This window comes from Vibrio sp. A8-1 (assembly GCF_013048685.1).
In the GTDB taxonomy this organism is placed as follows: Bacteria; Pseudomonadota; Gammaproteobacteria; order Enterobacterales; family Vibrionaceae; genus Vibrio; species Vibrio metschnikovii.
The window spans coordinates 1-22484 of sequence record NZ_VHTC01000042.1; the positions used below are offsets into that span (position 1 = coordinate 1).

Here is a 22484-nt window from a genome sequence, read left to right on the forward strand (position 1 = left end):
TTTTGCCATTTGCTTCCTTCAGATTTCACCTCACGATGAACACCCTTGCATAGGCTAACGGTTCCCGCTCGACTGAGCCCGTAGAGGACTTTCACCTCCTAGATCAACGCCATGCTCGGCGCACAAACAAGAAGCGAAGCCTAACTGACTTCGCTTCAACAACAATAACCCGTTGTTAATCAACGACGTTATTTAGCAACCATCACCATCGCCGGACGAACAACGCGACCGTTGAGTTCATAACCTTTCTGCATCACAAACATCACGGTATTCGATGCATGATCAGCGCTCTCTTGAATCGACATCGCTTGATGGAACTCAGGATTAAAGGTTTCACCTTCAGGATTAATGACCGACACGCCAAATTTCGTCACCGCATCGACAAAACTCTTATGCGTTAGCTCAACCCCTTCAAGGAAAGGTTTAATCACCTCGTTTTCACAATCTGCCGCGTCAATCGCGCGCTCAATATTATCCAGCACCGGCAGTAACTCTTCGACAAAACGGCCAAGAGCATACTTGCGCGCTTTATCGACTTCTTGCTCGGAGCGACGGCGCATGTTCTCGACATCAGCCAAGGCACGCAGCATCGCTTCATGATTTTCCTTAGCGCGAGCTTCACTGGCCAGTAACGCCGCTTCTAATTGAGCAATTTTCGTTTCTTGGCCTTCTTCTGAGTCAACCTCGTGGTTCCAATCAATATCGGCATCGGTTCCCACAACGTCAGCTTCGGTTTCTACTGCTTGTTGCAGTTCTTCTTCTTGGATTTTTTTCTCTTCTTGGCTCATGATCTCTCCAGAATTCCTATCAAGATTGTGCAAAAGAACCACATTATCTTGGTTTCTTGACACAAACATTCGCATAAAAGCGTCACTTGCCCTTATTATGGGGATGAAGAATTCTGATTCAAGCCCAATTCAGTTGGAAAACGTATGAAAAATCCATTTACAGTGATCGCGATCATAGGTAAACCAAGAAATAAACAAGCAATTCAGACACATAACGAACTGTACGCTTGGCTCACCTCGATGGGAAAGTCAGTACTGATTGATGATCGTTTGCGTGAAATTTTAACCGATATCCCTAGCGAGCATTTTGCCAGCTTAGTAGAACTTGGCAAGGTGGCTGATTTAGCCATCGTGGTCGGAGGAGATGGCAACATGCTTGGTGCCGCGCGCGTGCTATCACGTTTTGATATATCGGTGATTGGGGTCAACCGTGGCAACCTTGGTTTTTTAACCGATCTCAATCCGGATGACTTTGAAGAGCAATTAACGGCCGTATTAGCTGGCGATTATATTGAAGAAACCCGTTTTCTACTCGAAGCAGAAATTCATCGTCATGGCCAAGTAAAAAGCCATAATGCAGCGCTCAATGAAGCGGTCCTGCACCCTGGAAAAATCGCACATATGATCGAGTTTGAGGTGTATATCGATGATAACTTCGCCTTTTCACAGCGTTCTGATGGCTTAATTGTCTCAACGCCCACTGGGTCAACCGCTTATTCATTATCAGGGGGCGGACCGATTTTATCGCCCAGTTTAAATGCGATTACTTTAGTCCCCATGTTTCCACATACCTTATCCTGTCGCCCTTTGGTGGTTGATGGCAATCGACGCATTAAGTTAGTTGTATCACCAGATAACCGAGGGATTCAAGAAGTCAGCTGCGACGGGCAGGTTTCGTTGCCTGTTTCACCCGGTGATGAAGTCCATATTTACCAAAGCCCAAATGTACTCAGGCTGATTCACCCCAAAGATTACAGCTATTATCGTGTATTACGTAATAAATTAGGCTGGTCAAGTAAGTTGTTTTAATGTTTACCACTGACCAGCCGTGATCTGAGTTAAATTTTTCCTCCTGGACAACTTTACTGTATAAAGAAACAGTATATACTGTTGCTATATACAGTATTGTTTAATTATACAGGTGCACAAATGCTGGCTCATCTTAGTGTAAATAATTTTGCGATTGTAAAATCACTGCAACTTGAACTGTCTAAAGGTATGACCACCATCACCGGTGAAACGGGTGCGGGTAAATCCATTGCGATTGATGCTCTCAGTTTATGCTTAGGAGGGCGAGCCGAAGCCAGCATGGTGCGTCAAGATGAAGAAAAGACGGAAGTCAGCGCCGCTTTTATTCTTGATAACAATTTGCACGCCACACGATGGTTAGAAGACAATGATTTACTGGATGGTAAAGAGTGCATTTTGCGTAGAATCATCAGTAAAGATGGGCGTTCAAGGGCCTTTATTAACGGCAGTCCAGTCCCTCTTTCGCAACTAAAATCGCTAGGCCAACTGCTGATCAATATTCACGGTCAACACGCCCATCAGCAACTGATGAAACCCGAATTGCAACTGGCTATGCTCGATCAATATGCCGGACATCTTGATCTACTCAAGCAAACTCGACTGGCCTACCAACAGTGGCGTCAAGTTAACCACCATTTAAAACAGTTACGTGAAAACAGCCAACAGAACCAAGCTCAATTACAGCTTCTTGAATATCAAATCAAAGAACTCAATGAACTGGCGCTAGGTGAAGAAGAATTCATCGAATTAGAACAAGAGCATAAACGATTATCCAACAGTGGCGATCTGGCTATTAACTGCCAAAAAGCGATTAACTTACTGTATGAAAGTGAAGAAGTGAATGCGTTGAACTTATTGCAGACCGTCAGCCATACCTTGATTGAACTGGCCGAAATGGACGCTCAGTTGAACACGCTGCCGACTATGCTCAACGAAGCCATGATTCAACTTGAAGAAACCAACAACGAGTTACGCGCCTATTTGGATCACATTGATGTTGACCCAGAACGCATGTCTTACGTTGAGGAGCGTTACTCTCGGGTGCTCTCGCTCGCCCGTAAGCACCATGTTCTGCCAGAAGAATTGTATCAACATCATCAAGCACTTTTACAGCAAATTGCCTTGCTCGATTGCTCCGAAGAAAAAATTCAAGAACTGGAAAATGACGTCGCTGTCCACTACCAAACCTTTGCAAGCTGCGCAGAAAAGCTCCATAAATCACGCAGTCGTTATGCCAAGGAGTTAGATAAGCTGATCAGTCTTAGTATGCATGAACTGAGTATGGAAAAAGCGCAATTCAAAATTGATGTGGTTCAGCATCAAGGGCAACCCTCTCCGCTTGGGTTTGATCATGTAACGTTTTTAGTCTCAACCAATCCAGGACAACCATTACAACCGATTGCCAAAGTTGCCTCTGGAGGTGAGTTATCACGTATCTCGCTAGCGATTCAAGTCATTACCGCTCAAAAAATTGATACTCCGAGCTTAATATTTGATGAAGTCGATGTCGGTATTTCTGGGCCAACCGCTGCGGTGGTTGGAAAAATGCTGCGTAAGTTAGGCGAATCGACCCAAGTCCTTTGTGTTACTCACCTACCTCAGGTCGCTGGTTGTGGTCATCATCAACTGTTTGTTGCCAAACAGACCAAAGGCGGCAAGACCGAAACGCAAATGGTCAAACTCAGTGAAGAACAAAGAATCGCTGAACTCGCTCGCTTACTCGGTGGAAGTCAAATCACACCATCGACTTTAGCGAATGCCAAAGAATTACTGATTGCAGCTTAATAAAAACATTTTTTCTGCTAAGGTTTGCAACCTAATTCAAAATTTGTAGTCTGAACAAGCTCAGAGTGGCGTGAAGTTTTTACTTCTGCTCTGGGCTTGTTTATTATCACCCTAGTTTTGACACTTACCAGTAGTAGAATATTACCTATGCAGTTAACCAAATGGCTTGTTGCCATCCCTCTTGCCGTGACGATGTTATCCGGCTGCTCTGTTTTAGAACGTTTGGTGTATCGTATTGATATAAACCAAGGAAATTACGTTGAGCAACAAGCTGTTGAACAACTCAAATTTGGCATGACCAAAGAACAAGTCCGTTTTGTTTTAGGTTCACCGATGCTGATCGAAAATGGCTTTCCTAATACTTGGTACTACATCTACCATCATACTCCCGGTCACAATCCATCAGTGCAAAAAAACCTAATCGTAAACTTTAATGATGCAGGTCAACTGATTGAACTGTCTGGTGATTTTCAGCCTAGCGACACCTTTTTTGAAACCCTCAATTAAAGCAACTCACTGATGATCTGAAACAGACTGATTACTATACAAAAAGCCCATCCAGTTGTTCATAATCTGGATGGGCTTTTTAGTCGTTAAGGCGAACAATCACTCACCGAGCGATCACAAACCCAACCTCAAACCATGACTAGGCTTTCTTAGTCGCGCTTGAACTGGCTAATTTGGCTTGCTCAGCACGCTTACGGCGAATGTCTTTAGGATCGGCTAACAAAGGACGGTAAATTTCAATTCGGTCATGATCTCGTACCGTCGCATCCAGTTTTACATTACGGCTAAAGACGCCAACTTTGTTTTTACTAAGATCGATCTCTGGGTAAAGACTTAAAATGCCCGATGTTTGAATGATTTCTTCTACCGTCATATGGCGATTGACAACTAACGTCATCACCCGCTGTTCATGAGGCAATGCATAAACCACTTCCACATGAATCCTATCTGACTCAATACTCATAAGGCGTACACCTGCTTCGCTCGTTGGGTAAACGCATTAACCATATTACTGGTCAACTCTGTAAAAATTTTTCCAAAGGCGAGTTCAATCATTTTGCTGGAAAATTCAAACTCTAACTTCAACTCAACCTTACAGGCATGCTCATCCAATGGGGTAAAATACCAACCTCCCCGCAAAGTTTGAAAAGGGCCATCAACCAAATGCATGATGATCGACTCAGCAGGACGCAGCTCATTGGCTGTAGTGAACGTTTTGCTGATCCCCGCTTTAGATACATCGACCGAGGCGATCATTTTATCTGCTGAAGACTCTAAAATGCGTGAGCCAGAACAGCCCGGCAAAAATTCGGGATAGCTCGCCACATCATTGACTAAATGAAACATCTGCTCAGCACTAAACGATACTAAAGCCGAGCGACAGACTTGCTTCATTATTTCCTCTTTTATCTCAGCGATTACGATAGTCCGAATTGTACGTTTATCCCTAGCTCACCTCAAGCTCAGTGCGCTTTCTGACCAAAGTTAACGTTTAGCACCGTCTAAACATGAGCCAATGCCAATCAATGGGGTCAATAAAGCGCAAAATACCGCTCACGACTCGCTTTACTGACAGATTGCACCTTGAACTGCTTGAAGTTACTTAGGGATATCCTTATGCTACAGCAAGAAAAAACATTCCTTAACTTTTAACCAATCCGTAAAATGCATCCACTATGGTAAAGAAAAAATCAACGAAGAAAGCGGGTAGTAGCACTATCGCGCTCAATAAAAAAGCTCGCCATGAATACTTTATCGAAGATGAAGTGGAAGCAGGTTTAGAGCTTCAAGGCTGGGAAGTAAAATCCCTCCGTCAAGGTAAAGCGAATATTGCTGAAAGCTATGTTTTCTTGCGAGACGGCGAAGCCTTTATCTCGGGTATGACGATTACTCCATTACAACAAGCCTCAACTCACGTGGTTGCCAACCCAACTCGTGTTCGAAAATTACTGCTTTCCCGCCGTGAACTCGATAACCTGTTTGGCCGCATTAATCGCGAAGGGATGACGTTAACGGCACTATCGTTATACTGGTCACGCTCTTGGGTCAAAATCAAAGTCGGCGTTTCAAAAGGTAAAAAACTGCACGATAAACGTGATGATCTCAAAGAAAAAGACTGGGCAAGAGAAAAAGCACGTGTGATGAAGAGTTCATTGCGCTAATTGTAACCACTTAACCATTTGATGCTAGACAGAATCTTTGATTCTGGTACTATGCACCAACTACCTCTGGGGCTGATTCTGGATTCGACGGGAATTTTGAAGTCTGAGGTGCATGCCGAGGTGCGGTAGGCCTCGTTAACAAACCGCAAAAAAATAGTCGCAAACGACGAAAACTACGCACTAGCAGCTTAATACCCTGCTGAGAGCCTTTCTGCCCTAGCTTCCGCTCGTAAGACGGGGAATAACAGAGAGTCAAAACCAAACAAGCTCGTGCCGCGTCTCCCGCCTGAGAGACAAAGCATTAAAATAAATTCAGGATAGCCATTAGATAGCGTGTCGGTTCGCAGTTTGACGGTGAAATTAAAGATCGACTAAGCATGTAGTACCAATGATGAATGATTTTCGGACGCGGGTTCAAATCCCGCCAGCTCCACCAATTCATAGTTTAAAGACGTCTCAGGACGTCTTTTTTCTTGCCTGCAACAACCACAAATCAACAACTTATAGTATCATGGTATCTCAGGACGTTTCACTACATCTTTGACTTTTAGTAACCATTGTAGGAACCTTAGTATTATGTTCCTTATTTTTGGTTCCTAACATGCCTAGACAAACGAAACCGCTCACCGCAACAGAAGTCAAAAATGCGAAGCCCAAAGAAAAAGAGTACAGCCTTGTTGACGGCCAAGGTCTAAAACTACGGGTTTTACCAAGTGGCTCTAAACAATGGCAACTCAATTACTACAGACCAACAAATGGCAAACGAGCAAATCTCAACTTAGGACGCTATCCAGATGTTTCTCTTGTACAAGCACGAAAAAGTGCTCTAGAAGCAAGAGAGTTGATCGCACAAAGAATTGATCCTCAGGAACATAAAGAGCGAAAGTTACAGGAACACAAAGCGATTCATGAACATACATTTTTGAACGTTTCTAAAGAATGGTTTGAAATCAAAAAGCACGATATCACTCCTGACTATGCCGTTGATATTTGGCGTTCTCTTGATTTACACATTTTCCCCTCCCTTGCTGATACACCGGTTAAACAAATTACTGCACCACAAGTCATAGACCTTCTTAAGCCAATAGAGGCCAAGGGTAGCCTAGAAACGGTTAAGCGCTTAGTTCAAAGACTGAATGAGGTAATGAACTATTCTGCCAACTGTGGCCTCATCCAAGCCAACCCGTTGATCGGTATTCGTGCAGCTTTCAAAAAGCCCAAAAAAGAAAATATGGCAGCGTTGGCACCGACAGAACTCCCTGAGCTCATGGGAGCTATCGCCAATGCCAGTATAAAGCGTACCACTCGTTGTTTAATTGAGTGGCAACTTCATACAATGACACGGCCTTCTGAAGCTTCAGGCGCTAGATGGGATGAGATTGAGTGGGAAGAAAAGATATGGTCCATTCCAGCTGAGAGAATGAAAAAAAGAAGAGAGCACCGCATCCCGCTCACAGAGCAGATGCTGGCGCTATTAGAAGTAATGAAACCGATAAGCGGCCATCGTGAATTTATCTTTCCTTCAGATCGCGATCCAAAGAAACCATGTAACAGCCAAACGGCAAATATGGCTCTGAAACGTATGGGTTTTGCAGGAAGATTAGTTAGCCACGGTCTACGCTCGCTAGCGAGTACCACACTCAACGAACAAGGCTTTGACCGTGACTTAATAGAGGCATCACTAGCCCACGTTGATGATAACCAAGTACGTAGCGCCTATAACCGGACTGACTACCTTGAACGCCGCCGCCCAATGATGAGCTGGTGGAGCGGACATATAGAAGAGGCTAGCAAAGGAAAACTATCAATTACAGGCTCTTTATCGTTAAAGGCTATAATTTAGCAAATTCAATACCACCAGCGTTGCTGGTGGTAATTAAAACAACAGAATACCTAGAAATAAGAGGACGGATAACGTGACGTTTCTCCTTAACTCGTCACAATATCTGAGTAAAAGTTTTACATATAGCTGAAACTCTAACTGACTTACTGCATAAAACCATTTAATTCAGTAAAACCAAGGCCGACTCGAGACTGATTGGAACCAAATTTTTGTAATAGATTAAGCGCATATTCATACCTCAACTCTGAAACTGGCTTTGCAAGTAGCTCTCGAGTTTCAAGAGGTACTTTCCCCATACCGTCTCTATTTGCCTCATCAACTTGCTCAGGTTGACGCAAACAGAAAACCCGTAAAGTTCCATCCGTCGAAAATATTCCTTGATTGGAAGCATAGAACAGATCCCAAATAGGGTTATCACTAGGCTTCTGCCCTAGACAAAAAGCTTTTGGCTCTCCATCCAACACTAAATAAATAAAGTTATTAGAATTTGCATCTTGGTTAGCTTTCGAAAGCTTATTCACTGGAAGCAACTTTACTGCTTTAAAAGCAAGGAAATCTGAGCCTATTCGACTTTTCCAACTTTTTCTTTCTCTAGGAACCAAATCGCAAGCAGGGCTTAAGCATACCCATAAGCCCTCTTCGAAACAAAGTACAGTTCCGGTGGTCAAGTGGTGTCCAAACTCCTGTTGAGAGCAATTAAAAGCATTAAGGTGTGCCAGCGTATAATCAGGATCAAATTTTTTATCAAAAAAGTGCTCTGCGGCTTCTTTTACTCCCCCATTTACTAACTCTGTAACAGCTCCAGCAAGGCGCTGAGAAAACTCTCTGAGTTCTAAATGCGTAGCTCTAGCTAATTGCTCCCAATGTGCACGGATTAATTCATCATGAGTATGCAAAGCCCCCTCTTTTAACAAGTTGTTTAGCCAACCTGCTTGGGTCTCCTTTTGTGCAACAATCTTATTTGCTTGCTCCAAACCCTTTTCATCTATATCCGCACGTATCTTTGCCATTAGTAGGTGCATTGGTGAAGTTTTTGCCTCTATTAATGCCGCTTTTAAAGGTTCAATAAGTTCAGCCTCCGGAGACCCATTCCCTTTTTTAATTACAGAGATAAACACTCGACCTGTAGAAATAAAGTTAGGATTATCTCCCCCCTTCCAACACCAAGCTATGTCTTCAGTCGCACCGCTAACTAAAGGAATTTTCAGCATTTTAAGTTGTTGTCCAACGTACCATTTGGTTAGAGTTGCATGCTGGATCCCAATAAGTTTGGCAACCTCTAAAACTTCCTGTTTAAATGAATTCAAGAAATGGTGCGGAAACATTACATTGCTACAGTTCCTTTCACCCAACTCCAGGTGCTCCAATACACTTTTAACTCCCATTTTTTGATTAAAAAATGAGTAGCGAGAGCCATCATCGTTGTCATCAAGCCAAGCTTCAATAAGCTCTTCTGACTCGTCATCAATTACAAAGGGATGTTTTTCCGGGAATACAAATGTCTCTCCTAATACCTCATCGAACACTTTCTCAATGTCACCATCATCGAACCCTTTTGTATGAACGAGAATTATGTTGAATCTGTTGTTTCTTTTAAGTTCAGAAATAATTTTTCTAGCTCTTTCCCCACTATTAGTCGTAGGAACCCCTTCTAAATGATAATCCAACACAACCAAATCACTATGATTCAGGTAAGGAGGCACCCCATCAGAGCCTCCTAGTTTGGGATCGTTTCCATCAAAAACATCCAGACTCCAATTCTTTTCTTGATGACACATTGAAATGATGCTTCGTAAGCGCTCGATGTTCTCTGGTTTCAGTTGCTTATCAGGTATTGCCTGGGTCGACTGAACTAGAAATTGGGACAATGTTGGGTACTCATCATCAATGACGGTTACGTTTTTAATTGGATCAATGAAAGCTTCGTGAATCATTTGATGATAAATAGGTGCAGTTTCGATTGGAACCTCCACCGCCGTTACGACTGCCGAACTATTCATTCTTCATCCCCTTGAATTCAATTGCAAAGTTGGCCCCTGAATGTAGTTTGTAGCGATCACGTGTTTCATATCTTATTGTATGGCCGCTGGCATTTAAATTTTGCTTAGATAGGTACAACCCAACACCTCTTCCTCCTCGCTGCTTACGAGTAAAGAAAAGAGTAAATAGCTGTTCAATGTCATCGACATCAACTCCAGGACCATCATCTGAAACAACAACTTCGCCATCTATGACATCTAGCGTGATTTTTTGTTCTGACTCATGTTGCTGAACCCAATATAAAGAATTATTAACTAAATTGATAAATACGGGAAAAATCCTCGATGGCATATCTACAATAGCTATAGATTCGAATCTTCTAGTCGCACTAAAAGTAACACTGGCTCTTTCAAACTGCTCTCCAAAATATGCCTCAACATAGCTAGATATTTCTTTACCTGAAATCGTTCTCGACACCTTCTCGCCAGAGAGCTTCAACGGAGAAAGAAAGCGTAATTTATCCATCAATGCTTGATGAGCTTCATCTACACGACGTAAATGATCATTTTGTTCTGGAGATAAATTAGTTTGAGCCAAAGACTTAAGTCCGAAATCTACACTTCGGTCCAAGCTTTCCATTTCATGGCCCACAATTTCTACCGTTATACCTAGTTGAGCAAGAGAGTGAAGCCGAACCAACTCTTCTCGATACTTAATTGACTCATTCATGCTGTGCAAAGCTAAGCCCTCCAAGTCAATCTGTTCTTCAAGGCTTTCTAACGCCGTCGTATACGGACCCAACTTCTGCCGGTTTTCCACATCAACCTTCAGTTGAGTTTCATCGAGAATTGTTAAAACCTCGCCTAACGAAATTTTTTCTAGCTTGAGATCTTCTAGAGCGCCTTCAACTTCAATTTTATATTGATCTCGACATTGCTTAACCACCCTATCGAAGTCTGATATCTGCTTACTCAACGCTTCTTTACCGCGTGCTGCATATCGGTTGATTGCATTGTTCAAGCTAGTGAGTTTGCTCCGATAAACTTCATTGGCTTTTTCAAAATCGGTTTTTTGCGTGGCTTCTTCTAAAGCCTTATTGACTACTAATGTAAGCTGTTGAACCATCGTTTTTGCCGCAAGTTCATGCTTACGATAGTAACGATAGTCATCTTCAAGCCTGCCTAAGTTTGGCGGAACTGGGCTTAGTGAAAAGCTTTGGGTTGTCTCGTTTAATGAGTCTGTTTCTTTCTTTAGTTCTTGTAGCTCATCCAATGAGTTAAGTTGAATACGGTTTTCAAAGCTTTGTTTTAAACTTCCAAGCATCTCTATGTGTTTTATCAGCGACTTAGTATTTTTCTTTATTGATGTGCGTATGCGGTTTCTCTCACGAGACAACAGCTTATTTCTGTCATCTTCAGCTTTTTGCAGTGCTTTTTTCTCTCGGATTAATTCTAACGTTGGTTTCCGGGTTTCTGCTTTTGTACCAAAGTGATCATTTGAAACATCGATGAGTATTTTGGACACTATTTCCTTGAACAACTTAGAAGCACGGTTTTCAATAAAACCTTCTCGACCAGCTTTGTCTTTAAGATTAGGGTTATTTTCACGAGTAATTGCTACACGGCCAAACATACGTCGGTTGGCCCAAAAGTAACGTCCGGCATGTTTTGAACGTCGAAATTCTATATCAAAATAATCATTATCAGTTCTACCAAAAGGCATCACGCGCAGTCCATCTCTATAGACTCTAAACCCTGCATATTTTTCTGCTTGCTCTTTAAAATGAGCATGTTGTTCGTCCGACAAAGAGCTGCTGCCAATCTCCATTTCAAACGTGCCAGCTCGTATATGAAATGGTCCAAATGCGCTATCTCTCCGCGTTTTATATACCTGCTTTGGTTTGACCATATAATCTTCAATCCACTCGCCGAAGACTTTCACTCTCCCTTTAAAATAACCTTCTTTATCGACATGCCCTTCGATAACATGCTCCAATTCTTCGAGAGCTGCTAGGTCAAATTGCCTATCTCGCCCTATAATAGTTTCTGGGTAAATCCCTCGCCAAGCGGTAACCGAGCACGTAAATCTATCAGCCTTAGATTCTGCTTCCTTGCTGAATGGGTCGACAAAGTTCGATAGTGTTTGAAAAAAGTTATCTTTATAGCTTTGAACGGTTTCCCCTACTTCTTCATGCGGTGTTAAAGAAAGCTGCGCTTTCAAGTCCTCAGAAAGCTCCGCTGTAAACATGGCAGTACCTTGGTCGCTTTCTTCTTTCCAAACAGCCCATTTACAAAGATGACGCTCAGAAAACACTTCCTTGATCAAGGTGTTTTCTATTTTTGACTTAGTCGTTTCTTTTATTGAAATGCCTTTTCCTAACTCCAAATCACTATACTGCTCCCAAGCGGCAACTAGACGAGAGGTTCTTGCTTTAGATACAGCTCTCGTGATAGTTAGAGCTTCCTCTTCTGGTATGTTATCAGCTAAAGCAAGTGCTGAGGCTTCAGCTTCCATTTCTGCCTCAGAATCCCCCCATAAGTTTCCTAACAGCTTATCAAACATAGTTGGAAGCTCTTCCAACACATCTGTGTATTTATCAAACTCAGTGATAGGGATTCGAATATCTTCAAGATAAATGTAAGGGTTTTCAAACAAGCGCCAATCAACTAATGCAGCGACAAACCTATGTTTCTTCCGCTTAGATACCAGTAGCAACAAAGGACCTAAAGCGGCACTTGATAAACGGCCTATCCCTTTCTGCCCTTGTTTCGCTCGATGCTTTAATCCATTACGGTCAGCTTCTATAATTTTGAATCCGTCCGTTTTAGATTCAGTTCCGATAGTAAGCCACTTCTCTTCAAACTCTTGGCGGCTCATACCATGTCCATTATCCAATAATGCTGCAACATCAATATCTCCATCAAATAAATGAAGACTCACATCTGTTGCGTATGCATCGAAGGCGTTTTTCCAGAGTTCTGATATTGCAGTCGGACAGTCTGCAATTTGCTCCCGCCCGAGGTGATCAATAGTCCTTGCTCTAGTTTTAAAGGTTGAAGAGGTGTAAGCCATAAAGAGGATTCCAGTTATTTATAAGCTCGTAATTTAATCTAGCTTACTGAAAATAAAAAAAAGTGCCTAACATTGTAGGCACTTTCTTCAATTCAATCTACTGCATATGTCAGCAATGAGAATCTTACCAAGTAAAGGTGGGACTGCATTCCCTATTTGGCGAGCTTGTTCGGTTGAGCTACCATAAAAATTGAACCAGTCAGGGAAAGACTGCAACCTTGCACAATGGCGAAGCGTTATACCATGATCTTCCCATGGATGCACAAAACGCCCTTTTGACGGGTTATTACAACCAGTGGTGATTGTATTGCTAGGTGTATGAATTAGTATCCGTCCATACACATCTTTGTGCCCTTTATAGCCATTTGAATGACACTTTAGCCGGTGTTGTTCACCAGCATCTTCACGACTACCGTTTAATGGGGTATCAGCAAAGCGCTCTTTCATCATGTCGCTTGGCTTCATGTGAATGTTACATGGATCATTCTTCTTAAAAGTTTTCCCATGAGGAAGTGATTTGAGAAGTTTAAACACTTCTTCTTTATCACGCTTATCTTTCTTATCGAAGAAGTCTTCCCAGTAAACTGGGTATAGATGCTCTGGGATTTTTTCAAATACTGATGATGCTGCTAACCATTCAGGCTTGTTTCCTGAGGCTGGAGAAAAATGAGTTTCTACTGGTGGGAATACAATTTCGTCCGAGTCTAAATCATTTCGAATACCAAAAATAAATACACGCTTACGGTTTTGAGGAACCCCGTAATCTTTCGCATTTACTGTATCGCAGAATTTAATTACATAACCAGCATCTTCAGCTAGTGCTATGAACTTATCTAAAAATGGTTTATGACGTTTCCATAAAAGACCAGAAACATTCTCCACCAAGAAAGCTTTGGGTGAGAATTCGTTAACGAACTCAAAATATCTCAGAAGAAGGGCATTTCTCGGGTCATCTTTACCAGCATCTTTAATGCGGTGTGTTGAAAAACCTTGGCAAGGTGGCCCGCCAAGTATCAAGTCTAGTTCACCTTGCTTGAGTTCAAGCTCTTGACGAAGATCTTCCGGCTTTATCAGATTGATATCTCTGTTAAGCAGTTTAATCTGAAGTTCCTGATTTTGGTTGAAGTTTCTATCATAAGTATTTGCAGCTGCTTTATCGAACTCAATTGCCGCTAAAACCTCTACGCCAGCTTCATGAGCTGAGAGTGTGAACCCTCCCGCACCAGCAAACAAATCAATAGCTTTAACTGACATCAAAAAAACCTCAAAACACTTAGCAGCCACATTCTACTTATCTGCAAACAAAATACCATTAAATAGTGTCAATCACTTTTAACAAACGCTTCATCAAGCTGCTTGTATAGCTCCAGAGACTTATCTGACTCAGTTTTTATGTTCTCATAAAGACTACTTGCAATCACACGAATGGCGTGACGCTCATTCTCATTAAGGCGGGGATAATTGTAATGTTCGAAGTTCTCCAGGATCTTCCCTTCTCTTTCTGCATATAAGTGCTCTTGAGCTTTACTCGTACAAATATTTCTCAAGTGTTGTTTCCAGTCACAATAGGTAGAACCACTGACCCTGCTTCTTTTGTTACACCCCTTACAACAAGGAACAATATTTCCTGGATGATGTAAACCAAACTCAGTTCGATTGAACATCAATACATGTTCAATCTGTAGCTTTTCGCTTTTTTCGCCACAGTAAGCACAACAGTTTTCAAATCGAACCGTTTTAATTTCCTCCCAAAGCTTTTTCCCTTTGCCATTTCCTGTGTTGAATGAAGCACCCAAATAGTATTCACCAACTTTCGTTAAAAAGGCTCGGACTGCGGTATTTGCAGAATCTGAAGCCGTGTTATACACCGCCACTACTTTCTCCTTCAAAAAGCTGATTGATTGTTTTTATATATCAATTATCTAACAGACCAAATACTCAACAAGACACCTATAGGAGCATTCACACTTGCTAGTTAGCTAGGCAAAGGTAAGTCGTTTAGGTGATGTAATAGTCGCTCTCAAAAATTAATGCATGGTTCATCTTCATCAAAAACACTCTTGAGAGTTTGATCGTTTATGCACTGTTATATTGTTACCAAAATAGCTCTCAGTTGCCTAATCAGTGTACTCGCAATGTTAATAACTTCCCACTGAATGACATGACAGAACCAGAACCATGAATTGAACAAAGCTAGTACTACCTAATAAACTAGCTTCTGTACCAACCTGCTATTGCAGCACCTTCCTATTACCTTTGGTGAAAAAGTAAGCCCCTATCCACTCTCATTATCTTCTGATGTTGCACAATTAAGTTGGTCTTGTTAGGCAAAATTCCCTTGGGAAATAGCTTTATAACTGCCAAACTTAGACTATTCACTGCTTCGATTTTGGAAGATTTGCACCATCCACTCATAGACCTCACTCTCTACCCAAGCCACCGCCCTATCACCCAAACTCACAGATTGCGGAAACTCTCCGTCATTCATTTTCCGATAAATTGCTGAACGGCTTAGTGCTGTCTTTTCCATTACTTCTTGTAGTTTTAGAAATCTCATGGGACGTCCTCCTATGTCTGTGGTCCTCATGGGATAAAGCGCTGGCGTAAAAAAAGACGGTTATGTGTTAAGCCTTGGCGCGACAAGGCTTAATCAAAAAAAATTCAGGCATATGTCATTAACGTGTATCCCGTTAATGAACCTCACTCGGAGTCTAATATGACCGATTACACAAAAGAGCAGCGCTATCAAGAAAACCAAATTCTTGAACATGCCGCTGAGATACTCGCTCACCGTTACGTGCGCGGTAACGCGCTCACCAATCCAGATGCCACTAAGGAGTACATTCGCTGCAAACTGGGGGCCTATGAGCGTGAGGTATTTGCCTTATTGCTGTTGGATAACCAAAACCGCTTAATTGAGTTTAAAGAGCTGTTTCACGGCACCATTGATGTGGCCAGTGTCTATCCGCGAGAAGTGGTGAAAGTGGTGCTAGAAGTGAATGCCGCGGCCGTGATATTGGCCCATAACCACCCTTCAGGGGATGTAACGCCGTCACAAGCCGACAGACGTATTACCGAAAGACTAAAAGACGCTTTATCGCTGGTGGATGTACGAGTGCTAGACCACATTGTGGTGGGTAAAGGCAGTGTCTCTTTTGCTGAGAGGGGCTGGTTATGATTGAACAACGATATGGCGACATTGAACTCGATGGAGACCTTCATCAGGCACTAGAGCAGTTGATGGCTCGATACTCCATTTCAGAGTCTGCTGAACGCATTGTGCTGAACTGCCGACAAAAAAGTTATTACTTACACCGACAAGGATTGCACCCGATTGAAGTGCAGTTTAAACGTGAGTCACCATTCAGTGATTGGCAGGTAGTGTGTTTTGCCAGCTTTTCCTATTCCAATGAAAGCAGTATCGCGGTTGAACCTGAGCTCTATTTCCATCTTGCCAATCGTTGGTGCTATCAGCCCGATTCGGGGGCCGCTGACTTATCTCACACTGAGGTACTTGAACTGCTCATGGTGTGGATGAAAGCCTTTGCTCGCCACCTTTCACGCAACGTGTTTGATGAGGTGCAATTAACCATGGTCCGTGAGTTTTAGCGCCGCGCCTATTCCTCTTTATTTCCTTTTTCTTTTTCGACTTAATCCTGACCTAAGGAGGTCTTGCTATGTCTTCACTAACCTTCACATCTTCTCTCTTACCGATTTCAGACAAACTGCATGCACTGCTGAGTAAGCAACTCACCAAGCAGCTAGTCAATGACAGCAGCGGCACACTCGCCGCCAGTCGTTATCTGGTGTTCAACTTTCGCGATAAGAGTTACAGCGCGGATGAAGGTGGTTTTCATCCGGTTGAGATGGGTATTTGTCACACCACCAGCGGCGATTGGAGCATCGAGTACATTACCGATTTTGCCTACATCGGAAATTACTACCCCGAACTTGAACGAAGCTTAGATTTTGATTTTCGTGTCGGTGAGTTCTTTGTCGCTCATCGAGGTTGGTTGCCCATGAAAGACCGCCCTGATGCCAAAGAGCTGTACCAGTTATGGGAAAGTAACTTTCTGGCTTACGTCGATATGGACGCCTTTGATGAGATAAACATCACCGCTCAATAATCAAAAGGGACCCCATGGACAAACATCCCCCATCACTACGCCGAGTGCTGTCTGTGCTCTTGCTGCAAGTCATCACAAAAGGTGGTCGCTATCTTCACGCTCAATACCAAAAGGCTCGCGATGAGGTGAAAGAACACAGTGACCATGACTTGCTTGAGCTCGTCCGGTCTTGCTCATCGACTCAGGCCCTGCACTGGGCCGCCGTGCGTGAACTGCTCAGCCGCGGTTATCTATTGAAAGAAATCCGCCAAGCAACACAGTAATGCGTCGAAAAATGCTAATTCAATCACATTTATTCAACTCCATCTCTGAGTGAGACAGAATATGTCTCGCTCATCCATACCCTAGCCTCATTGCAATAAGGACCCGTTAAGACTGTGTGGCCACCAGTCTTCGTTTAACCCCTATCCGTGACATTCACTGAAGCACTGCGCTCAGTGCGTGTGGCTGGGTAGACGAAAGTTGGTGATGCCATGCAACCCTCAGACTACACACTCTCAACCGATGAGCACTTTAAGCTCATCTTTGAAATCTATTCACACATTCCGCGATTGCGAGAAATCTCGGCTGAAGAGCTGCGAGTTCGCTTATCCGAGCTGGGCGTCAATCGTACTAAACGCACCATTCAGCGCTACCTCAATGTCATCATGTACTACCCCGACTATTTCCAAGTCGAACGGTTTGAACGTGCGCGTAACAGTTACACCTACAAGCGTAAATACCACAACAAAGTCTCGTCCGCTTCATGGGAAACCATGCTGCTCGGACTGTGCTTTTCATCGGTGAAAGGCCTGCTGCCGGCTCACTTTGAGCAAGGCATTTGCGAGGCCTTTATGCCACTGCAAATTGGCGATGTGATGGAGCCTGCCAAAATTGAGGTGCGTCTTGCGCTGCCTAAGCAAGACGACTACGACTTTGATGTATTCGAACGGCTCAGCCAAGCCATTAATGCTAAGCGTCAGGTTCGCTTAACACTCATTGATGACACCCAGACAGACTACCTCACCCCACTCGGCCTGATTTGGGAAAAAGGCATGCTCTACCTTGTGTACGAGCACAAACACGAACGTGACGTGCTCGCCTTCTCCGACATTATTCAGGCGGACATATCCACCTTCACTTTTGAGTACCCGAGTGACTTTTTACTCTCCGATACGGTTATTCCCACTCAGCGATAAGTTCGCTGAGTCACCCCTATTTTTCATCGTTTAAGGACAACATTATGCAACCATTCAAATTAAACACAGTGCTGCTCGCACTGGTCACCGCCAGCTTAACTGCATGTGGAGGCGGCAGTAGCGACAGCAATAGCACATCAGGCAGTCAAGCGGACCTCACGGGTGTGGCTATTGACGGCTATGTCGAAGGGGCCACCGCTTTTGTCGACTACAATCTTAATGGTCAGTTAGACGACAACGAACCTTCGGCACTGACCGACCAAAATGGTCAGTTTGAATTTTCAGGTGTAGACAGTGTTTGCGCCGATTACGCGCCAATTGTTATTAATGTTCCTGTCGGCGCTTACGATTCCGACTATGGTGTGGTCAGTGAAGCCTACCAGCTCACCTTTCCACCGAAATTTTCATCAAGCTACAGCAATGACATTTTGAACACGACGCCATTTACCACCGTGATTTGGAATGCGATAAAAAATGAGCTCAGTGAACTTGGTGCGGACGGCTGCCAAGCACTGGCCGCCAATTCATCCCTGCAAGGGCAAATCAAACAGCGCGTTGCCGAGCAAGAGTACCGTTTAGCAAACCGCTATAACATTGCCGTCAGTGACTTGTATGGGGATTTCATCAAAGAAGGCAATACTGCGCAGCATCAACTGGCTCAATCGCTCACTATAGGACTAGCGAAAGCGTATGAAGAAACTCGCGCCTTTGAAGCCCTTTACCCCGATGCTCATGTTGCGTATGTGGAGTATTGGCTAGGTAATCCGGCCTCCGATGACATCAGTGTGGCGGATACTTGGTATCGAAAAGAGTATGTCGGTCACCCTGAATACGCACAAGAAACCGTGTATCAGGTCAGCAATGATTTAGACACCATTGTCACCATGACGCACTACCTAAAAACCAATACCACACTTGGTCAATACAATGACAGTGAAACGTTTGTGGTGATGGATGAAGATACATTGAACAGCTACCCAAGTTCGGCTTATCACTGCACCAAGCAACTGCGAGCCAATCAAAAAGGCAATACGGTCGGTGACGTCTATTATGAATTTGCGATAAACGCGCAAGGTGGCGTCAATGATGCGGCAGAATGTGAAGCGCTCGATATCGATGCCAATCGTTCAGGCACACCGCTCACCGCCATGACAAAAGACCAATATGGCCGTTACATTACCTACGCTCAGTTTGATTTTGAGCCAGGAGATAACGCCAATGTCGACGGTTTGAACTACGCCCTGACCAATCAACTGATTGATGCGCCGACCGCCTTTGATGGCGTCAGCACTATTAGTCCAGAGATTGATTTAACCGAAGGATATGGCGCGCTCAGTTGGATACGCTCAGCTTGGGAATATCTCAACGATGGCAGCATGATTTACACCGAGCATCGCTCGACTGGGCTATGGATAATAACCAACACCGCCGCGAATGGCACCTATATCGTGTCGTGTGGTTTGGATAAAACCAACCTCGCTGTAATGGACATGTCTAGCTGTTTAAATCTAGTCGGTCATTAATCACCACTTGCCAACGACCAAGGTGGGACATCTCCCACCTTTTTTTGTGACTGTTTTCACAACTCCTATTCGACATTCACCTCCGCTAACAAGCAAGACACGATATGTCGCGCTCATCCGTATGCTGGTGGCTCACACGATAGCCAATACCACGGAGCCTCCCTATGCCGCAATCCCTCAGTGAAGTCGACGTACTCCAACGCGCTCTGGCTTACAATCCTGAAGAAGTGCTTCCGATTCTGGAGTACCTCAAACTCAGCGAGAGCGAATGTCAGTTTAAACCCAACACTTTACGACAAGATGCACAGCGTATTGCTTGGCACCTACGTAAAGCGGGCAGCAACACCCTTGCCACCACGACAAGAATGACAAAGAACAAACTTAAAGAAGCCTTAGGAAAAGACACGGACGACGATGTCGCCGGTTATCGAGCAGTCGTGCTCGATGTAGCCCAAAAAATTGGTGTAAAGCCAAAAATCGAACTTGATGATTTGTTTCCAGATGAAGGCAAACCGAGCTTTATGGGCAGTGAAAGGGGATTTGAACGATTCAAACGTGACCATCCTGATGAATGGCAAACTTACACATTCGTCAAAACGAATGAGGTCATGCAGCGTATCAGCGACACACCATCCACACTGAAAGAATACACCACTGAGGAACTTGAGCAGAAAATCATAGAAAAGCTCTTCACGGATGCTTTTGAGCACATGAGTGACGCTGAGAAAAAAGCCTGCATAGAGAGCTTAGGGTTATCACATGCCGAAGTACCGATTGGAGGCCCCGCTCTACTGCTCATTCAAGCACTACTTAAAAAGTATGGCGGATTTGCCGTCTATAAATATTCCATCATCGTCGCGCACTGGCTCAGCAAAGCCATTATTGGTAAAGGGCTTCCTTTTGCTGCAAGTCCAATGATAGCCAGAGCTGTGTCGTCATTCTTAGGTCCTGTCGGATGGACAGCGAGTGGAGTATGGGCAGCTAGCGCTCTCGCAGGTCCAGCCTATCGCAAAACCATTCCAGCAGTGGTTCACATTGCAGTCTTAAGGCAGATCGTCCTAAACAGAATTAGTATTGGCGTAGTCGGTGATGGTTCTGTTGGGAAAGATGCCTTCTTTAATGCCGTATTTGGGTTAGATACACAAAATGTTGATCCGATTGCTGGCGCGACCAGTGAAGCTGAGCTCTATCCACTTGATGAAGATTACGCAATTAACTTAATCAACTTTCCGGGCTTCAATGATATTAACCCGTCGGTCAACAGCCTGACTCACGAGCATCTGCACAACGTCGATATCTTTGTCATGGTCATAGATCTTGCCAGAGGCGTTTCTGATATTGATGTACAAATCTTAAATAAGCTTACCCGCTTAAACAAACCGATTGTCGTTTGTTTAAACAAGGTCGATATGGTGCGCCCACGAGATTTGGAAAAATTGCGCGAAACGGCCAAGCAAAGATTGGCAGGCGTGACATTGATAGAAACCGCGTTTGACCCCGATGACCGTATACACTCAGATGGCCCGGTTGGCACTCTGGATATCTTTAACTGGCTTAAAGCACAGCTCGAAACCCAAGGTAAAGATACCCAAAACTTCGCCACCTTTAGCCCCGAGCACAGAAAGTAATTCGAATACAGTCAACAGATGGGGGAGCCAATCCCCCTTATTCAAGCAAAGCGCTTAGGTCGTTCTTCTGGCACAACAAAATCATTAAATAACAATAACTTAAACAAAAACCCATTTACAAAAAAACCACTCTTATCCCTGCTAATTTAGCCATGAAAAATCGGCTCTGCACTCTAAAATCTGAGCTAGTTCACAAAAGCACATTAACCAATTTCAGTGAGACATGGACTGTCTCACTCGTTCGTATTCTAACGCCAACCCACTATCATGCTTTCAGACGAGAGCGCTAAGGACAAATTATGAGTAAAGGCAATGTATTACACCACCTTGACGAAACCGCTCTGAAGGAGCACATCTCTCGTCGAGAATCATTCACGCTCACCAACGTGAAGAACTTCTCTCAAACCGTTAAGAAAATTGAAGATCTTATAGAACGTCAGGGACTGAAATGTCGAGTGTATACCGCTGGACGTTCCGCGACTATGGTCGCCGCATTAGCATCCGGTCCTGCGGCCATTTTTGGACTGGCTTCAGCTGCCTCAATCGCTGCACACAAGTTGGCAACCTTGAACCCTGATTATGAAATTGCCAAGTATCCCTTGGCTGATAAACTGGAAATTAACTATAAAAAGTAACACCATCAAGAAATAGGCCACCAGCTTTATCGGTGAGCCTATCTCTTCAATTTTTAAAGTTAACGAGCTTCTTCTAATTCCTCTTTTGCCAATCTATAGGCTAAATCTAATTCTGGAGACGAACGTAGTTTGCGTACATCAACGAACTTTTCACTACGCTCTTCGTCCACCAACTGCCAAAGCTGACGGTAGGCCACTGGCTTCTTATCTGATTTACGCCACCCTTTTCTCTTCCAATCATCTAGCCATTCGTTATAACCACGCACACAGAAGTCACTAGTGCTGTAAATGACATCGTCATTAAATGCGTAACGTAAACACTCGACGATAGCAGTAAGCTCTAACTCCGTACTATCAATGTTACGATCCACCAGCACAGCGAAACTATCAGCTAATTGATGTTCCTCATCGTAAATAGCCACTCCGACCGCTCCTTGAGTTTTATCTTTATTGACCGAAACACCAATATAAAGCGTGTAATGTGATTGAATCATGACATGTACCTTCTTAACTTAATGAGTCACGTTATTGCTTCTCTTCAACAGATAAGAACCTGAGGTAAAAAAAGAAGGTACTGAATGTTTGAACTGGGATATTTGATACTGAGGAATCCCCTGATGATTTTAAGAAAAATCATCAATTTAAGCTGGATACACATCTTGTCATGTGATCAAATGATTTCGCCAAAAAACAACAACCAGACAACAAGATGTGCGAACTCAATATCC

General features: G+C 43.6%; 22 protein-coding genes and 1 other RNA gene. 14 read left to right on the forward strand and 9 right to left on the reverse strand.

From position 1 onward, the window contains the following. Positions 1-188: 188 nt before the first annotated feature. Complete coding sequence (grpE, locus tag FKN93_RS15385) at positions 189-788, reverse strand: nucleotide exchange factor GrpE (RefSeq protein WP_004395784.1); 600 nt, start codon at positions 786-788, stop codon at positions 189-191. 144 nt (positions 789-932) lie between these two features. On the opposite strand from grpE, the gene nadK reads away from it, so the two are divergent. The 3 genes from nadK to bamE all read left to right on the forward strand — a co-directional run bounded on the left by nadK (position 933) and on the right by bamE (position 4109). Then, positions 933-1817, forward strand: coding sequence for an NAD(+) kinase (nadK, locus tag FKN93_RS15390; RefSeq protein WP_154168844.1), 885 nt, complete (start codon positions 933-935; stop codon positions 1815-1817). Positions 1818-1937: 120 nt separating this feature from the next. Continuing rightward, the gene (gene recN / locus FKN93_RS15395) at positions 1938-3602 is read left to right on the forward strand and encodes a DNA repair protein RecN (RefSeq protein WP_004395786.1); all 1665 of its coding nucleotides are present in this window, start codon (positions 1938-1940) and stop codon (positions 3600-3602) included. A 147-nt stretch (positions 3603-3749) separates the two neighbouring features. Continuing rightward, complete coding sequence (bamE, locus tag FKN93_RS15400) at positions 3750-4109, forward strand: outer membrane protein assembly factor BamE (RefSeq protein ID WP_040904610.1); 360 nt, start codon at positions 3750-3752, stop codon at positions 4107-4109. Between the two features lie 139 nt (positions 4110-4248). Here the strand turns inward: bamE and FKN93_RS15405 are convergent, their stop codons facing one another. Both FKN93_RS15405 and FKN93_RS15410 read right to left on the reverse strand, forming a co-directional pair. After that, positions 4249-4572 (reverse strand): RnfH family protein, encoded by a 324-nt coding sequence (locus FKN93_RS15405; protein ID WP_040904612.1) that lies wholly within the window; start codon positions 4570-4572, stop codon positions 4249-4251. Further along, complete coding sequence (locus FKN93_RS15410; RefSeq protein ID WP_004395789.1) at positions 4569-5003, reverse strand: SRPBCC family protein; 435 nt, start codon at positions 5001-5003, stop codon at positions 4569-4571. The genes FKN93_RS15405 and FKN93_RS15410 overlap by 4 nt, the downstream gene beginning before the upstream one ends. A gap of 281 nt (positions 5004-5284) precedes the next feature. Between FKN93_RS15410 and smpB the strand changes: the two genes are divergently transcribed. The 3 genes from smpB (at position 5285) to FKN93_RS15425 (ending at position 7613) form a co-directional block, all read left to right on the forward strand. Further along, positions 5285-5770: an SsrA-binding protein SmpB gene (gene smpB / locus FKN93_RS15415; RefSeq protein WP_004395790.1), complete on the forward strand. Its 486-nt coding sequence runs from the start codon at positions 5285-5287 to the stop codon at positions 5768-5770. A 68-nt stretch (positions 5771-5838) separates the two neighbouring features. Then, positions 5839-6206, forward strand: a transfer-messenger RNA (tmRNA) gene (ssrA, locus tag FKN93_RS15420). A gap of 165 nt (positions 6207-6371) precedes the next feature. Beyond that, positions 6372-7613 (forward strand): integrase domain-containing protein, encoded by a 1242-nt coding sequence (locus FKN93_RS15425; RefSeq protein ID WP_170905505.1) that lies wholly within the window; start codon positions 6372-6374, stop codon positions 7611-7613. Positions 7614-7756: 143 nt separating this feature from the next. Here FKN93_RS15425 and FKN93_RS15430 read toward each other — a convergent pair whose 3' ends face one another. The 5 genes from FKN93_RS15430 to FKN93_RS15450 form a co-directional block, all read right to left on the reverse strand. Continuing rightward, positions 7757-9613: a response regulator receiver domain gene (locus tag FKN93_RS15430; protein WP_170905506.1), complete on the reverse strand. Its 1857-nt coding sequence runs from the start codon at positions 9611-9613 to the stop codon at positions 7757-7759. Further along, the gene (locus tag FKN93_RS15435) at positions 9606-12665 is read right to left on the reverse strand and encodes an ATP-binding protein (RefSeq protein WP_170905507.1); all 3060 of its coding nucleotides are present in this window, start codon (positions 12663-12665) and stop codon (positions 9606-9608) included. Before FKN93_RS15435 ends, FKN93_RS15430 begins: the two co-directional genes overlap by 8 nt. A gap of 87 nt (positions 12666-12752) precedes the next feature. Beyond that, positions 12753-13919 (reverse strand): DNA cytosine methyltransferase, encoded by a 1167-nt coding sequence (locus FKN93_RS15440; RefSeq protein ID WP_170905508.1) that lies wholly within the window; start codon positions 13917-13919, stop codon positions 12753-12755. Between the two features lie 68 nt (positions 13920-13987). Next, complete coding sequence (locus FKN93_RS15445) at positions 13988-14539, reverse strand: HNH endonuclease signature motif containing protein (RefSeq protein ID WP_170905510.1); 552 nt, start codon at positions 14537-14539, stop codon at positions 13988-13990. A 497-nt stretch (positions 14540-15036) separates the two neighbouring features. Continuing rightward, the gene (locus tag FKN93_RS15450) at positions 15037-15252 is read right to left on the reverse strand and encodes an AlpA family transcriptional regulator (protein WP_170905511.1); all 216 of its coding nucleotides are present in this window, start codon (positions 15250-15252) and stop codon (positions 15037-15039) included. 129 nt (positions 15253-15381) lie between these two features. Between FKN93_RS15450 and radC the strand changes: the two genes are divergently transcribed. The 8 genes from radC (at position 15382) to FKN93_RS15490 (ending at position 21756) form a co-directional block, all read left to right on the forward strand. Further along, positions 15382-15843, forward strand: a complete 462-nt coding sequence (gene radC / locus FKN93_RS15455) for a DNA repair protein RadC (RefSeq protein ID WP_170905512.1) — start codon at positions 15382-15384, stop codon at positions 15841-15843. Next, positions 15840-16274: a DUF2787 domain-containing protein gene (locus FKN93_RS15460; protein WP_170905513.1), complete on the forward strand. Its 435-nt coding sequence runs from the start codon at positions 15840-15842 to the stop codon at positions 16272-16274. The genes radC and FKN93_RS15460 overlap by 4 nt, the downstream gene beginning before the upstream one ends. A gap of 68 nt (positions 16275-16342) precedes the next feature. Beyond that, on the forward strand, positions 16343-16792 hold the full coding sequence (locus FKN93_RS15465) for a DUF2787 domain-containing protein (protein ID WP_170905514.1): 450 nt from the start codon (positions 16343-16345) through the stop codon (positions 16790-16792). A 14-nt stretch (positions 16793-16806) separates the two neighbouring features. Beyond that, positions 16807-17055, forward strand: a complete 249-nt coding sequence (locus tag FKN93_RS15470) for a hypothetical protein (RefSeq protein ID WP_170905516.1) — start codon at positions 16807-16809, stop codon at positions 17053-17055. A gap of 210 nt (positions 17056-17265) precedes the next feature. Beyond that, positions 17266-17970, forward strand: a complete 705-nt coding sequence (locus tag FKN93_RS15475; RefSeq protein WP_170905518.1) for a WYL domain-containing protein — start codon at positions 17266-17268, stop codon at positions 17968-17970. A gap of 44 nt (positions 17971-18014) precedes the next feature. Beyond that, positions 18015-19493 carry a hypothetical protein gene (locus FKN93_RS15480; protein ID WP_170905520.1) on the forward strand — a complete coding sequence of 493 codons (1479 nt, stop codon included), beginning with the start codon at positions 18015-18017 and terminating at the stop codon, positions 19491-19493. A 164-nt stretch (positions 19494-19657) separates the two neighbouring features. Further along, positions 19658-21121, forward strand: coding sequence for a GTPase (locus tag FKN93_RS15485; protein ID WP_170905521.1), 1464 nt, complete (start codon positions 19658-19660; stop codon positions 21119-21121). Positions 21122-21420: 299 nt separating this feature from the next. Next, entirely contained in the window at positions 21421-21756 is a 336-nt protein-coding gene (locus FKN93_RS15490) for a hypothetical protein (RefSeq protein ID WP_061056792.1), read from the forward strand. 59 nt (positions 21757-21815) lie between these two features. Here the strand turns inward: FKN93_RS15490 and FKN93_RS15495 are convergent, their stop codons facing one another. After that, positions 21816-22250 carry an RNase H family protein gene (locus FKN93_RS15495; protein ID WP_170905523.1) on the reverse strand — a complete coding sequence of 145 codons (435 nt, stop codon included), beginning with the start codon at positions 22248-22250 and terminating at the stop codon, positions 21816-21818. Positions 22251-22484 lie beyond the last annotated feature (234 nt).

Coding starts and splice junctions, on each gene's coding strand:
- grpE (WP_004395784.1), bottom strand. CDS start 788: ATGAGCCAAGAAGAGAAAAAAATCCAAGAAGAAGAACTGCAACAAGCA.
- nadK (WP_154168844.1), top strand. CDS start 933: ATGAAAAATCCATTTACAGTGATCGCGATCATAGGTAAACCAAGAAAT.
- recN (WP_004395786.1), top strand. CDS start 1,938: ATGCTGGCTCATCTTAGTGTAAATAATTTTGCGATTGTAAAATCACTG.
- bamE (WP_040904610.1), top strand. CDS start 3,750: ATGCAGTTAACCAAATGGCTTGTTGCCATCCCTCTTGCCGTGACGATG.
- FKN93_RS15405 (WP_040904612.1), bottom strand. CDS start 4,572: ATGAGTATTGAGTCAGATAGGATTCATGTGGAAGTGGTTTATGCATTG.
- FKN93_RS15410 (WP_004395789.1), bottom strand. CDS start 5,003: ATGAAGCAAGTCTGTCGCTCGGCTTTAGTATCGTTTAGTGCTGAGCAG.
- smpB (WP_004395790.1), top strand. CDS start 5,285: ATGGTAAAGAAAAAATCAACGAAGAAAGCGGGTAGTAGCACTATCGCG.
- FKN93_RS15425 (WP_170905505.1), top strand. CDS start 6,372: ATGCCTAGACAAACGAAACCGCTCACCGCAACAGAAGTCAAAAATGCG.
- FKN93_RS15430 (WP_170905506.1), bottom strand. CDS start 9,613: ATGAATAGTTCGGCAGTCGTAACGGCGGTGGAGGTTCCAATCGAAACT.
- FKN93_RS15435 (WP_170905507.1), bottom strand. CDS start 12,665: ATGGCTTACACCTCTTCAACCTTTAAAACTAGAGCAAGGACTATTGAT.
- FKN93_RS15440 (WP_170905508.1), bottom strand. CDS start 13,919: ATGTCAGTTAAAGCTATTGATTTGTTTGCTGGTGCGGGAGGGTTCACA.
- FKN93_RS15450 (WP_170905511.1), bottom strand. CDS start 15,252: ATGAGGACCACAGACATAGGAGGACGTCCCATGAGATTTCTAAAACTA.
- radC (WP_170905512.1), top strand. CDS start 15,382: ATGACCGATTACACAAAAGAGCAGCGCTATCAAGAAAACCAAATTCTT.
- FKN93_RS15460 (WP_170905513.1), top strand. CDS start 15,840: ATGATTGAACAACGATATGGCGACATTGAACTCGATGGAGACCTTCAT.
- FKN93_RS15465 (WP_170905514.1), top strand. CDS start 16,343: ATGTCTTCACTAACCTTCACATCTTCTCTCTTACCGATTTCAGACAAA.
- FKN93_RS15470 (WP_170905516.1), top strand. CDS start 16,807: ATGGACAAACATCCCCCATCACTACGCCGAGTGCTGTCTGTGCTCTTG.
- FKN93_RS15475 (WP_170905518.1), top strand. CDS start 17,266: ATGCAACCCTCAGACTACACACTCTCAACCGATGAGCACTTTAAGCTC.
- FKN93_RS15480 (WP_170905520.1), top strand. CDS start 18,015: ATGCAACCATTCAAATTAAACACAGTGCTGCTCGCACTGGTCACCGCC.
- FKN93_RS15485 (WP_170905521.1), top strand. CDS start 19,658: ATGCCGCAATCCCTCAGTGAAGTCGACGTACTCCAACGCGCTCTGGCT.
- FKN93_RS15490 (WP_061056792.1), top strand. CDS start 21,421: ATGAGTAAAGGCAATGTATTACACCACCTTGACGAAACCGCTCTGAAG.
- FKN93_RS15495 (WP_170905523.1), bottom strand. CDS start 22,250: ATGATTCAATCACATTACACGCTTTATATTGGTGTTTCGGTCAATAAA.